This is a genomic window from Clostridioides sp. ES-S-0054-01, from assembly GCA_021561035.1.
Taxonomy (GTDB): Bacteria; Bacillota; Clostridia; order Peptostreptococcales; family Peptostreptococcaceae; genus Clostridioides.
This window is the reverse complement of the sequence record CP067346.1, coordinates 3620542-3634214: the sequence shown is the minus strand read 5'-3', so window position 1 is coordinate 3634214 and position 13673 is coordinate 3620542. Positions and strand designations below refer to the sequence as shown.

At 29.7% G+C, this 13673-nt stretch carries 10 protein-coding genes and 1 pseudogene; 9 read left to right on the top strand and 2 right to left on the bottom strand.

Annotated elements, in window-relative coordinates; all coding sequences use genetic code 11:
* Nucleotides 1-3 precede the first annotated feature (3 nt).
* Together JJC02_16550 and cls are read right to left on the bottom strand one after the other, a co-directional pair.
* Nucleotides 4-501: an NAD(P)H-dependent oxidoreductase subunit E gene (locus JJC02_16550; GenBank protein ID UDN54454.1), complete on the bottom strand. Its 498-nt coding sequence runs from the start codon at nt 499-501 to the stop codon at nt 4-6.
* A 318-nt stretch (nt 502-819) separates the two neighbouring features.
* Nucleotides 820-2298 carry a cardiolipin synthase gene (cls, locus tag JJC02_16545; protein ID UDN54453.1) on the bottom strand — a complete coding sequence of 493 codons (1479 nt, stop codon included), beginning with the start codon at nt 2296-2298 and terminating at the stop codon, nt 820-822.
* Between the two features lie 317 nt (nt 2299-2615).
* Between cls and JJC02_16540 the strand changes: the two genes are divergently transcribed.
* The 9 genes and pseudogenes from JJC02_16540 to ltrA all read left to right on the top strand — a co-directional run bounded on the left by JJC02_16540 (nt 2616) and on the right by ltrA (nt 13562).
* Complete coding sequence (locus tag JJC02_16540) at nt 2616-3386, top strand: formate/nitrite transporter family protein (protein ID UDN54452.1); 771 nt, start codon at nt 2616-2618, stop codon at nt 3384-3386.
* 272 nt (nt 3387-3658) lie between these two features.
* On the top strand, nt 3659-4573 hold the full coding sequence (gene murB / locus JJC02_16535) for a UDP-N-acetylmuramate dehydrogenase (protein UDN54451.1): 915 nt from the start codon (nt 3659-3661) through the stop codon (nt 4571-4573).
* A 3-nt stretch (nt 4574-4576) separates the two neighbouring features.
* The gene (locus tag JJC02_16530; protein ID UDN54450.1) at nt 4577-5290 is read left to right on the top strand and encodes a PHP domain-containing protein; all 714 of its coding nucleotides are present in this window, start codon (nt 4577-4579) and stop codon (nt 5288-5290) included.
* 30 nt (nt 5291-5320) lie between these two features.
* Nucleotides 5321-6178 (top strand): RNase adapter RapZ, encoded by an 858-nt coding sequence (gene rapZ, locus JJC02_16525; protein ID UDN54449.1) that lies wholly within the window; start codon nt 5321-5323, stop codon nt 6176-6178.
* 11 nt (nt 6179-6189) lie between these two features.
* Entirely contained in the window at nt 6190-7296 is a 1107-nt protein-coding gene (locus JJC02_16520; protein UDN54448.1) for a YvcK family protein, read from the top strand.
* A gap of 68 nt (nt 7297-7364) precedes the next feature.
* Nucleotides 7365-7790, top strand: a complete 426-nt coding sequence (locus JJC02_16515; GenBank protein UDN54447.1) for an NUDIX hydrolase — start codon at nt 7365-7367, stop codon at nt 7788-7790.
* A gap of 16 nt (nt 7791-7806) precedes the next feature.
* A complete protein-coding gene (gene whiA / locus JJC02_16510; protein UDN54446.1) occupies nt 7807-8760 on the top strand; it encodes a DNA-binding protein WhiA in 954 nt (317 codons plus the stop codon).
* Between the two features lie 150 nt (nt 8761-8910).
* A pseudogene (locus JJC02_16505) lies at nt 8911-10947 on the top strand (DNA polymerase III subunit alpha).
* An 830-nt stretch (nt 10948-11777) separates the two neighbouring features.
* On the top strand, nt 11778-13562 hold the full coding sequence (gene ltrA / locus JJC02_16500; protein ID UDN56447.1) for a group II intron reverse transcriptase/maturase: 1785 nt from the start codon (nt 11778-11780) through the stop codon (nt 13560-13562).
* Nucleotides 13563-13673 lie beyond the last annotated feature (111 nt).

Below are 13673 nucleotides of genomic sequence, written 5' to 3'. Positions count from 1 at the left end.
CTCTTAACAATTCAATTCTAATTCTCTATAAGTATCTAATATTTCGCTTACTTGGTCAGGTTTTACTTTACCATAAACTTTACCATTTACAGTAACAACTGGAGCTAAACCACATGCCCCCAAACATCTTAAACCTTCTAAAGAAAATTTAAAATCACTAGTAGTTTCTCCAACTTTTATACCAAGTTGTTTTTCAAAAGCACTTAAAATTTTGTCAGCACCTTTTACAAAACATACAGTCCCTAGACAGACACTGATTTTATACTTACCTACAGGTTCTGTAGTAAAATAAGAATAGAATGTAACAACCCCATACACCTTTGCAGGAGCTACTCCAAGTTTTCTGGCAACATGAAGCTGAACTTCTTTTGGAAGATATCCAAATATGCCCTGAGCTTCATGTAGAACTTGTATTAACGCGCCTTCCTTTGTTGCAAGAGAGTCAATAAATATATCTAGTTCGTCAAATAATTGCTTGTTGTGTGAAATAAAATCGCACATAACAAATCCCCCTTTTCTTTTTAAAGTTATTATTTTTCATAAAATAATTAACCATGAGTTGACTCCAACATTATGTTGGTGAACAAAACCAAAACAATAAAGAAAGAATAATATACAACAATTTCTTTATTCATAAAAACAATGCAAAAAAGTTACCTAATTAAAAATAAAAACTATACTAGTCTATTATAATATAAAATAATTCAGAATAGTTAAAAAAAATAAAAAAAATGAGCTAAATTCAATAAAAAAAAAATAATACATATAAAAAACTTTAAAAAATAAACTAAAATGTAAAATTTTTATAAAATAAAAGATTTATAAAACTGCTGATAATAGTCTGGAAATTGATTCTTTGATTTTTATATAAGTAGACCTAGAATTATATATATCTAATGTTATTTCTTTTGAATTTAAAATATCATTTTCAAATATAATTCTTTGCTCTAATGCTTTTTTTGAAGAGTACATAAATGCATTTACTTCAAAATTAAGCTCAAAACTTCTTATATCCATATTGGCTGTTCCTATAGAACATATAGAGTCATCTATAACTATTGTCTTAGCATGTAAAAATGCATTTTGACCATAAGTGTAGATTTTAGCTCCAAATTTTAAAAGTTCTCCAGCATATGAATATGATGCCCAGTATACAAAGGGATGGTCAGGTTTAGAAGGAATCATAATTCTCACATCAACGCCAGATAAACAAGCTATTTTTAAAGTATCTATAAATGTTGAGTCAAGTATTAAATAAGGACTCTGTATGTATATATACTTTCTAGCTTTCTGAATCATTTTGAGGTAACCATATTTAATCTCGTCAAGTTCTAATATATCTGGACCACTTGATACTATCTGAATTCCAATATTTTCAGAAAGGTGATTAGAGTTTGCTTCTTCCAAAAAGTACTTTTCTAAGTCTAAATCTTCTTTAGTTGTGTATCTCCAATCAAGGATAAATCTCATATTTAGGTCAATTACACAATCACCAGTAAGCTTAGTATGTGTATCTCTCCATAGGCCAAATTTTGGATTTCTACCTAAATATTCGTCACCAATATTATATCCACCTACAAATCCTACTTTACCATCAATGACAATAATTTTTCGGTGATTTCTATAGTTTAAGTTAAAGTTTACAATTTTTAAGAATGATGGGAAGAAGCTTCCAACTTTAACACCACTTTCTTTAAGTCTGGAAAGTGTACTATTTTTTAGTGTTCTACCACCAACTGCGTCAAATAAAAGTCTTACTTCAACACCTTCTTTAGCCTTGTTTACTAGAACGTCTATTATTTCAGTTCCAATTTTGTCATCTTTGAAAATATAAAATTGTATGTTTATATATTTTTCAGCTTTTTTAAGTTCTTCAAGAAGACTGTTAAAAAATTGACTAGACTCAGCATAAATCCACACATCGTTATTATTGGTGTAATGAGCATTATTTGAATTGGCCAATGCATAAATCATATCCTTATGTTGATGTATATCTGAATCAATTTCAGATGTAGATTGGAGTTTAACCTGAGTATCTAGTATATTACTTTTGATTATCTTATCATCCTTTTCTTTCAATCTAAACATATTGTTTTTTGAAATATTTCTACCAAAAGCTATGTAAAGTATGAATCCAAGGGCAGGAATCAATACTAATATAATAAGCCATGTTAGAGTTGTATTTATGTTTCTCTTTTCTCTAAAGATAAGGTTCAGTATAACCATAAAATTAATTATATATATTGTAGTAACTGTTATTTCATATATTGACATTTCGAAAAATGATATATCGAACATAAAACTTCCTCCTTCAAATATTTATTAAAATAAGTAATTATATATAATAACACAAACATATATCTATTATATATAATACCTCAACAATAAAAAAGTAAAATAAATAATCGAAAGGTAAATTTTTCAAATTCAATATAAATTATTTCGAAGTTAACAAAATTGTTATATAATAAATAATATAATTATATAAGACAAGTATATATAAGCGTATAATATATTTTTTATGTTAATAAAAATTATTATATATTATATTGTTATTATATAATTGTTGCCATAAAAAGACAAGTAAAAGTATAATTTTTAAGGGGGAAGGATTTATGAGTAAAGGATTCTTGACACCTGGGGAAACTGCACAAGCAACTATAAGTGCAGGCATTAAAAAAGCAAACATTTCAACACAAAATGCAATTTTATTAGGTTTATTTGGAGGAGCATTTATAGGTTTAGGGGCATTGGGGAGTATGATAGTTAGCCAAACTTTTGGCAAGATAGACCCAGGAGTAGCGGGTTTTTTAAGTGCTATGGTCTTTCCAGTAGGTCTTATGCTTGTAGTGGTAGCAGGAGCAGAGTTATTTACTGGAAATACTTTAATGCTTATTCCACTTATGGACAAAAAAATAACATTAGGAAAAATGTTAAGAAACTGGGGACTGGTTTATTTTGCAAATTTAGTAGGTTCAATTTTGTTAGTAGCACTTGTATTTTATTCTTCTACATTGACAGGGGATGCAGCTACAAAAGCTATAGCTGTGGCAGAAGCTAAAGTTAATTCAACTATAGTTTCAATGTTTTTAAAAGCAATACTTTGTAATATTCTAGTAGTTTTAGCTGTATGGATGTCTACAGCATCTCAAGACGTAATATCAAAATTAGCTTCATGCTGGACAGCAATAATGCTATTTGTGTTATGTGGATTCCAACATAGCGTTGCAAACATGTTTTTTATACCAATGGGAATGGCATTAGGAGCAAATATAACTATGGTTCAATTCATGACTAATTTGGTGTTTGTAACACTTGGAAACATCATTGGAGGTTCTATAGTAGTTGGAGGAATTTATTATCTTTGCTATGTTAAAAATAGTTAGATAAATAATACGAATTAAATTGCCTTTTAAAGCATTGATATCAGTGATATTGATGCTTTTTTTAAAGTATTTATATTCTTTTATATGTTGTTATTTTTTTTTTTTTACTTTATTATATATTTATTGAATATAGTTTGTAATTAAGAAACTTAAAATATAAAATCCATATGATAAGCAAAATCATATATTATTGAATATAGTTAATACTATATATTAATGTAATTTAAATAATAATGACAGCTAAAGTTCAGTATAATTTGGGAGGAAATATAATGAATAATCAAGATATATATGAAAGTTTATTAAATATATTAAGTAAAGATGATATAAAAGTCGATGAACCTATGAAAAAACATATTTCATTTAGGGTAGGAGGACCAGCAGATATATTAATTAGACCTAGAACTGAAGAACAACTGAAGAATATACTTCAATTGGTAAAAAAAGAATCTATTCCATATTTAATAATTGGAAATGGTTCAAACATTTTAATTAAAGATGGTGGAATAAGAGGAATGGTAATAGAATTAGCTGATAATTTCAATTCTTATGAGATAAATGATACTAGGATGACTGCTCAGTCAGGAGTTTTGTTATCAGTTTTAGGTAAAGCTCTCCAAAAGCAAGAATTAAAAGGATTTGAGTTTGCATCAGGGATACCTGGGACATTAGGAGGAGCATTAGCCATGAATGCTGGAGCATATGGCGGTGAAATGAAGGATATAGTAAAGTCAGTAAGACTTATGGATATGGAAGGAAATATTTTTGAACTGTCAAATGAACAGATGGAATTTGGGTATAGAAAAAGTATAATATCGAAAAATGGGTATATAGCTCTATCAGCAGAATTAGAGTTACAAAAAGGAAATTATGATGAAATAAAAAGTTTAATGGAGGATTTAGCAACAAGAAGAATAACTAAACAACCATTAAATTTTGCTAGTGCAGGAAGTACATTTAAAAGACCAACAGGATATTTTGCCGGTAAATTAATAGAAGAAACTGGATTAAGAGGTCTTACTTTGAGAGGAGCACAAGTATCTGAGAAGCATTGTGGATTTGTAGTTAATCAAGGAGAAGCAAGTGCTAAAGATATTTTAGATTTAATATATGTTATAAAAAGTGCTGTCTATGCCAAGTTTGGAGTTATGTTGGAAGAAGAAGTCAAAATACTTGGAGAGGATTAACAAATGAAAATACTGGCTGATTATCATACACATACATTATATAGTCATGGCAAAGGGACTATTGAGGACAATGTAAAGGTGGCCATTTCTAAAGGAATAAAGACAATAGGAATATCAGACCATAGTTATAAACATATTGCATATGGTGTAAATAAAAAAGATATTCTTAAAATGAGAGAAGAAGTAAATTATTTAAATGATAAGTATAGTGATATAAATGTACTTTTAGGTATGGAGTGTAATATATTAGATGATAAAGGTAATATAGATATGGATGATAAATTTATTAAAGAATTTGACTATATTATGGCTGGATATCATTTTGGTTCTACTCCAACATCATTCAAAAGTTTATTAAATCATTGTAATAATTATATATTTAAAACTGAAAAGGCTAAAGAATATAATACAAAAGCTGTAATAAATGCGATAAGTAATAATGATATTTTTATAATTACTCATCCTGGAGATAAAGGTGATGTGTATATAGAAGAGGTAGCAAAGACAGCAAACAAGACAGGTACTAGACTTGAAATAAATAGTAGTCATTCTTTTTTGAATGTAAATCAATTAAATAAGATAAAAGAGCTAGAAAATAAATTTATAATAGGCTCAGATGCACATTGTCCAGAAAGAGTTGGCGATTTTAAGCTAGCTATGAAGACTATATCCGGCTCTAATCTGGATATATCATTAGTAGAAAACATTATAATATGATAAACATAAGATAAAAGGGAGGAGTTAGCAATGAAATTTGTTATAGTTACAGGTCTTTCAGGATCTGGAAAAAGTGAGACAATGAGAGCTTTAGAGGATATGGGATTTTATTGTGTAGATAATCTACCTCCTGCTTTGATAACTAAATTTGCAGAATTATGTTATCAACCAAATTCAAGTATTGATAAAGTTGCTCTAGGGATAGATATAAGAGGGAGAAAGTTTTTTGAAGCTCTTCATGAAAGTTTAAATTACTTGGAAAAAGAAAATTATGAATATGAAATGGTATATTTGGATTGTAATGATGATGTATTGTTGAAGAGATATAAAATGACAAGAAGAAATCATCCATTAGCAAAAGATATGCAGATTCCAGAAGGCATAAAAATGGAAAGAAAAATAATGGAGCCTTTAAAAGAATTATCTACATGTATAATTGATACAACTAATATGAAACCAAAAGACCTTAAAGAAGAAATAAAGAAAATATATTCTTCTGGTGAAGATAATCCAAACCTAACTATTTCTGTAGTATCTTTTGGATTTAAACATGGTATACTTGCTGATGCAGATTTAGTATTCGATGTAAGATTCCTTCCAAATCCCTATTATGTTGAAGAATTAAGAGCTAAAACTGGTGATTATAAAGAAGTTAGAGATTATGTTATGAATTCTAAAATCAGTGAAGAATTTTATGTGAAACTTTTAGATATGATTCATTTTTTAGTACCTCAATATATAGAGGAAGGAAAACAACATTTAGTAATTGGTATCGGATGCACAGGTGGAAGACATAGGTCAGTTACTATAACAAATCTTATAGCGGAGGATTTATCTAATAAGGGATATAGAGTTGTAAAGAAACATAGAGACTCTATGTTGCGATAATGGAGGCAAACATGACTAAATTACTTATTATTGTAGGAATTTTAGGTTGGATTGCATTAATTGTATCGTTATTTATATATAAGAAAGCAAAAAATGAAAAAGTAAAACTGTTTCAAAGGTCTATTGTTGAGAATAGAGAACCAAATGTGGTTGTGATAGGTGGAGGTACTGGGCAATCAGTATTTTTAAGGGGTCTTAAACATTCTACACAAAACATAACTGCAATTGTAACTGTTGCTGATGATGGTGGAGGTTCAGGAGTATTGAGAGAAGACTTGGGAATGCTTCCACCAGGAGACATAAGAAACTGTCTATTAGCACTTGCAAATATAGAGCCAACAATGAATGAAGTTATGCAATATAGATTTACAGAAGGGCTTTTAAAGGGTCAGAGTTTTGGAAATTTATTTTTGGCTGCTATGAATGGATTGTATGGAAACTTTGAAAAAGCTGTATATAAATTAAGTGAGATTTTTGCTATAACAGGAAGAGTTTTGCCAGTAACTTTGGAAGATGTAAACTTAGTTGCCAAATTAGAAAATGGCAATATAATAAATGGAGAATCTAGCATACCTGAAGAGTCAAAAAGTCAAAAAAGCTCTATTGATAAAATTTTTTTAAATCCAAAAGATGTCAAGCCATTAAAGGATGTTATTGCATCTATTTATGATGCTGACATTATAATTATGGGTCCTGGAAGCTTATATACGAGTATAATACCAAATTTACTTGTAGAGGGTATTGTAGACGCTATTAAGTCGTCTTTAGCTCCAAAGGTATATATAGCAAATATAATGACTCAGCCAGGTGAGACAGAAGGATACAATGTATTAGAGCATGTTAATGCTATAGTAAAGCACACTGATGAAAATTTAATAGATTATGTAATAGCAAATAATGAAATATTGCCAGAAGAAATGCTTGACTTATATAAACAAGATGGAGCAGAGCAAGTTTTGTTAGATAAAAAGCAAAAAGATAAATTAAAAGAGATGCGTATAAAAACTGTAGAGAAGAATTTAATTGAAATAAAAAATAATTATATAAGACATGATGCAAAGTATATATCTAACATAGTTATTGAGTTAGCCCTAAATCATAATTACAACAAAAGTTAGTAAAAAAGGATTTTAAAAAATTGTGTAGAAATCCTTATCATTATGTTAGTTTTAAGGAGTGAACATCGATGAGAGAAGAGGTTAGTGCTGGTGGTGTAGTCCTGTTTGGCAATACGATTCTTTTACTAAGGAAGTTCAATGGAGATTGGGTTCTACCCAAGGGAAAAGTAGAAGAAGGGGAAAATAACCAAGAGGCAGCATTGCGTGAAGTAAGTGAAGAAACTGGAGTAAAAGCAGATATATTGAAATATTTAGGCGAAATACACTATACATTCAAAGAAAACTGGGATGAAAATAGAGCAGTTCATAAAACAGTTTTTTGGTATTTGATGCAAGCAAAGAATATGGATACTATTCCACAAAAAGAGGAAGGCTTTATTGATGCTAAATTTATCCATCTAGATAGAGTAGTAGACCTAGCTAGGTATGATGATGAAAAGGAGATAATAAAGGTTGCCTTACAAGAAATAAAAAAAAGGTTAAAGAAAAATTAGTTAATAGGTGATAGATATGTCTTTTTCAACTGAAACCAAAAATGAACTAGCGAGAATTGTATCTGGGAATGAATGTTGTAATATAGCTGAATTATCAGCTCTAGTCAAATCAGGGGGAAGTATACAAATTGTTGGATATAAAAAGCTAAATCTAAAGATAACAACAGAATTAAATTCAATAGCCCGTAAAATATTTAAGCTATTAAAAAAGAATTTTAATATTAATACTACAATCTCTGTAAATAAGAACCAAATGCTGAAGAGAAATAACAGTTATGTATTAATGGTAACAAGTGAAATGGGTTCAGAAATGTTATTAAAAAAGTTAGGTATACTTGAAAACAAAGAAGGATTTTTTACCATAAACAAAATTTCAGAGAACTTAATTAAACATGAAGGATGTAAGAGAGCTTTCATAAGAGGAGCTTTTCTTGGTGGAGGTTCTATAAGCGACCCAGAAAAGAATTATCATATGGAATTTGTAACTAACAATGAGGAGTTTGCAGATTCTCTAAAAGAACTTATAAATTCTTTAGGTTTTAATAGTAAAATTGTGGCTAGAAAAAATAATCATGTTGTTTATATTAAAGAGAGTGAACAAATATCAGATTTATTGAGTATTATAGGAGGACACCATGCTCTTTTAAGTCTTCAAAACACTAAAATAGTAAAAGAAATGAGAAATAATGTAAACAGGATAGTAAATTGTGAGACAGCTAACCTTTCTAAAACAGTAAATGCGGCAGTAAGACAAGTAGAAAATATTAAGCTCATACAAGAAACTATAGGAATTAGCAGTTTGCCAGAAAATTTACAAGAAATAGCTAAGATTAGAATTGAGTATGAGGATATGACTCTCAAAGAACTTGGAGAGATGTTAGAACCACCAATAGGAAAATCTGGTGTCAATCATAGGCTTAGAAAAATAGAAGAAATTGCGACAGATTTGAAAAAAAAATCATCACAATAAATTGAAGGGACAATCTCAGAATAAGCATTAATTTCTAACATATAATGAAATATGTTGAAGTTAATTCCTATTTTGAGATAAAAGTCTCTGTTTTTGTTTTAAGGCATATATTTGTGGTAAAATTAAATTTATAAAACAGGAGGTGATTTAATGAACAAAGATTTTGCTCATCTTCATGTGCATACTGAGTATAGTTTACTTGATGGATTTTCGAGGGTGAAAAAACTTATAAAAAGGGCTAAGGAATTAAACATGAGCTCAATAGCTATCACTGACCATGGTTGTATGTTTGGTGTTATAGATTTCTACAAAACAGCGATAAAAGAAGGAATAAAGCCAATTATAGGGTGTGAAGTTTATACGGCTGCACGTGGACTTAGAGATAAAGACCCAAACTATGACAAATATCAAGGTCATTTAGTTCTGTTAGCTAAGAATATGGAAGGCTATAAAAATTTAATAAAAATAGTTTCAACTTCATATGTAGAAGGTTTTTATTATAAACCTAGAGTTGACATGGAAGAACTTAAAAAACACAACCAAGGAATTATAGCACTTTCTGCGTGTCTTGCAGGAGATGTAGCACGTGCTTTAATGAATAGAAATTATGAAAAAGCAAAACAATTTGCTATTGATTACAAAGATATATTTGGAGAAGAAAACTTCTTTTTGGAAATTCAAGACCACAATTTACCTGAACAAAAAGAAGTAAATTCTGGATTAGTAAAATTATCAAAAGAGACTGGTATTCCGCTAGTTGCTACTAATGATGTTCACTATGTAAATAAAGAAGATTCAAAGATACATGATGTCCTTATGTGTATTCAAATGGGAAAAACATTAAATGACCCAAATAGAATGAGATTTGGTAGTGATGAGTTTTATTTAAAATCAAGAGAAGAAATGGAAGAATTATTTCCGTATGCATTAGAGGCTATTGATAATACTGTGAAAATAGCTGATATGTGTAATGTAGAGTTTGACTTTAATACTATACATCTTCCTAAGTATGATGTTCCAGAAGGATATACACCAGAAACTTATTTAAGAGAGTTATGTTTTAATGGACTGAAAGAAAGATATGATAATCCTAGCGATGAGATAATAGAGAGATTAAAGTATGAATTAGATGTAATTGAAAAAATGGGTTATGTAGAGTATTTCTTGATTGTATGGGATTTCATAAACTTTTCTAAAGAAAATAATATTATAGTAGGACCAGGTAGAGGTAGTGCAGCTGGTTCAATAGTAGCATACACACTTAAGATAACTGATATAGACCCAATAAAGTACTCTCTCTTGTTTGAGCGTTTTTTAAATCCAGAGCGTATATCTATGCCAGATATAGATATCGATTTTTGTTATGAGAGAAGAGAAGAAGTTATAGATTATGTAAAGAGAAAATATGGTGATGACCATGTCGCACAAATAATAACTTTTGGGACAATGGGTGCAAAAGCTGCAATAAGAGATGTTGGAAGAGTATTGGATATAGGTTACAATAAAGTTGACAAGGTAGCCAAGGAGATACCATTTGCTTTGGGAATGACAATAGATAAGGCTCTAGATACAAATCCTAACCTTAAAGAATTGTATGACCAAGACCCAGAAACAAAAGAGATAATAAATATATCGAAACAGATAGAGGGAATGCTAAGACATGCTTCTACACATGCTGCGGGGGTAGTTATATCAAAAAATCCTGTAGATGAGTATGTGCCTTTATACAAGCATCAAGATGCAATCACAACACAATTTACTATGACAACACTTGAAGAACTTGGTCTTTTAAAAATGGATTTTCTGGGACTAAGAACCCTTACAGTTATAAGAGATACACTTGATTTAATAGAAAAAAATAGAGTCATAAAAAACTACACAGAAAAAATAGACTTTTCAAAGATGGATTATGATGACCCAAAGGTATATGAAATGCTTTCATCTGGAAATACATTAGGGGTGTTTCAATTGGAGAGTGCTGGTATGAGAAGTTTTATGAAGCAACTAAGACCAGACAATTTTGAAGATATTGTAGCGGGTATATCCCTATTCAGACCAGGTCCAATGGATTCTATACCTGCGTATATAAAAAATAAAAGCAATCCAGAAGATGTAACATATCTACATGAAAAATTAAAGCCTATAATGGAAGTTACATATGGTTGTTTGGTATATCAAGAGCAAGTTAGTGCGACACGTTTCGCAGAAAGATAGAAATATTAAGGATGCGACAATTGAATTTATTCAATTAGAACTTATAGCTTGAAGAGTAGAATGATGGAGTAACGCCCTGAAATGCTCTCTCTAATAGTCCCCACATGCATGAGAAGTTGAATATTTGATTGTATGAAGCTGGGTAAGGCAGGTTGAAAATTGCCCTAACAGAGAATTTCATGTATTTAATGAATGAAGCTGAGGAAAGTAGCATAGAGGTATGCAATGCAATCTATAGACCGTGAGGCTACAAAATATCCATGGTGAGAATGTATTATAAGTACTGACGAACTTCCGAATGTACGGGTCCTTAGTTCTAAGTAGTAGAAATGCTACACCCTCTTGTGAGGTGTCAGTGAGGTTTAGTAAGATTTGACTTTATGAAAGACCTTATAGTGTTATAGGCACTATCAAGCTGACGGGCTTAAAGGAAGCACCTAAAGATATATGTATAGCTAAAGCTATAGGAACGTGGAAAGCTTGGAACATGGAGGAAATTCAATTCTGATGAAGTGTTGATAAGGAAAGGTATTTAACTATAACTTATCTTAATCCAAGTGATAGTGAAGCCATAGTACCAAGGAAACAGAGATAATAATCTGTGGAGGGATGGGCTTTAGTCGGAAATATTAATAATTAAAATATAATATTATTATCATAAAAGATAATTTCAAAGGTTCGAGTAAGACTAAGAGAATGTACTGTCAAATTTATTTTGATGGGACGTGACTTTGATAGATAGAAATCAAGAAGAAAAGAAAAAGGATATTCTTAGATATAATGAATATTATGGAACTCAAAAAATGTTTGATAATTTATATGCAAGAGCAGAAAGAAATGAAAATTTTTATAAACTATATGAATTAATCATAAGTGAAGAAAATATCCTTTTAGCATATAGAACAATAAAGTCAAATAAAGGTAGTACAACAAAAGGTAGCAACCCACATACAATTAAAGATATTAAGAAATGGAGTGAGGAAGAAATAATATTATATGTCAGAAAAAGACTTGTAAATTACAATCCTCAAGCCATTAGAAGAATATTTATACCAAAGCACGATGGGAAAATGCGACCATTAGGAATACCAACGATTGAAGACCGTATTATTCAACAATGTATCAAGCAAGTATTAGAACCGATATGTGAAGCAAAATTTTATAACTATAGTTTTGGATTTAGACCGAATAGAAGCGCAAAACATGCAATATCAAGATGCTATCATTTGATGCAGAGAGCAGATTTACATTATGTAGTCGATATTGATTTAAAAGGATTTTTTGATAATGTTAATCATAGTAAATTATTAAAACAAATGTATAGCTTGGGCATTAGAGATAAAAGGGTAATAAGTATTATATCAAAAATGCTAAAGTGTGAAGTTATAGGTGAAGGTATACAACAAAAAGGAACTCCACAAGGGGGGATATTATCTCCACTACTATCAAATATAGTTCTAAATGAACTTGACTGGTGGATACACTCACAGTTCTATGGTATGCCAACTAAACATAAGTATAGCTGTCAATTAGCACATTGCAGAGCACTAAAAGGAACAAATCTAAAAGAAATGCACATCGTAAGATATGCAGATGATTTTAAAATATTTTGTAGAGATTATAAAACTGCCTGTAGAATTAAAATAGCAATTACAGATTGGTTGAAAGATAGATTAACTCTTGAAATTAACCAAGATAAATCAAAAATTGTAAATTTAAGAAAGCATTATTCTGAATTTTTAGGACTTAAAATGAAAATTCACAGAAAAGGAATAAAAGACTATAATGGTAACAAAAAAGATAAGTATACAATTAAAAGCTGTATGTCAAATAAAGCAGTTAATAATCTGACAGATAAAATTAAAAGACAAATTAAAGTTATACAACACTCTGATAAACCAAAGGTTGAGTTAGCAAAGCTAAATCAAATGATTTTTGGTTATCATAATTATTATGATAGTGCTTCTCATGTTTGTAAGAGTTTTCATACTATAGAATATAATGTTCTGAAGTATATGAAAAACAGGCTTAAACCTTTTGCAACAAAAACAGGAACAAAGAATAATGTAATTGAGAAATATTATGGAGAAAGTAAAGCGATTAAATATTATTGCCAATACGCACTAATACCAATCTCATACGTAAAAACAAGACCTCCAATGCAGTTTAAACAAGAAACCTGTGATTACACAGAAAGAGGAAGAGAATTAGTTCATGATTATTTAAAACTTACAATAACAAGTAGGATAGCAGATATGATGAGATATTTCTCGAAGAATGAGAGTGTAGAATATAATGATAATAGAATATCACTATTTTCAGCACAAAATGGTCAGTGTGCAATAACAAAATGGGTTCTTAAAACTTTTCACTTCCATTGTCATCATAAAATACCAAAACATTTGGGTGGTGATGATAGCTATCAAAATCTTGTAATAATGGAAGGTAGAGTACATAAATTAATACATACAGTTGATGAAGAGTTAATAAATAAAATAGTAAAAGAACTTTCGCTAAATAAAACTCAAATTAATAAAGTAAACAAATACAGAGTACTTTGTAATCTAAATAAGATAAATGTTGCATGATAAATGAAATAATAATTTATTCTTGATAATATCTTAATATTAATTATTCAAATTATTGGTATTTCGATGGAACGCCGTATGAGCAGGAAACTCTCATGTACGGTGTGAAGT

What these genes read in the sequence shown, in the direction of transcription:
- whiA (UDN54446.1), top strand. Translation starts at nt 7,807, where the DNA reads ATGTCTTTTTCAACTGAAACCAAAAATGAACTAGCGAGAATTGTATCT.
- JJC02_16540 (UDN54452.1), top strand. Translation starts at nt 2,616, where the DNA reads ATGAGTAAAGGATTCTTGACACCTGGGGAAACTGCACAAGCAACTATA.
- JJC02_16550 (UDN54454.1), bottom strand. Translation starts at nt 501, where the DNA reads ATGTGCGATTTTATTTCACACAACAAGCAATTATTTGACGAACTAGAT.
- ltrA (UDN56447.1), top strand. Translation starts at nt 11,778, where the DNA reads ATGTTTGATAATTTATATGCAAGAGCAGAAAGAAATGAAAATTTTTAT.
- murB (UDN54451.1), top strand. Translation starts at nt 3,659, where the DNA reads ATGAATAATCAAGATATATATGAAAGTTTATTAAATATATTAAGTAAA.
- rapZ (UDN54449.1), top strand. Translation starts at nt 5,321, where the DNA reads ATGAAATTTGTTATAGTTACAGGTCTTTCAGGATCTGGAAAAAGTGAG.
- JJC02_16520 (UDN54448.1), top strand. Translation starts at nt 6,190, where the DNA reads ATGACTAAATTACTTATTATTGTAGGAATTTTAGGTTGGATTGCATTA.
- cls (UDN54453.1), bottom strand. Translation starts at nt 2,298, where the DNA reads ATGTTCGATATATCATTTTTCGAAATGTCAATATATGAAATAACAGTT.
- JJC02_16515 (UDN54447.1), top strand. Translation starts at nt 7,365, where the DNA reads ATGAGAGAAGAGGTTAGTGCTGGTGGTGTAGTCCTGTTTGGCAATACG.
- JJC02_16530 (UDN54450.1), top strand. Translation starts at nt 4,577, where the DNA reads ATGAAAATACTGGCTGATTATCATACACATACATTATATAGTCATGGC.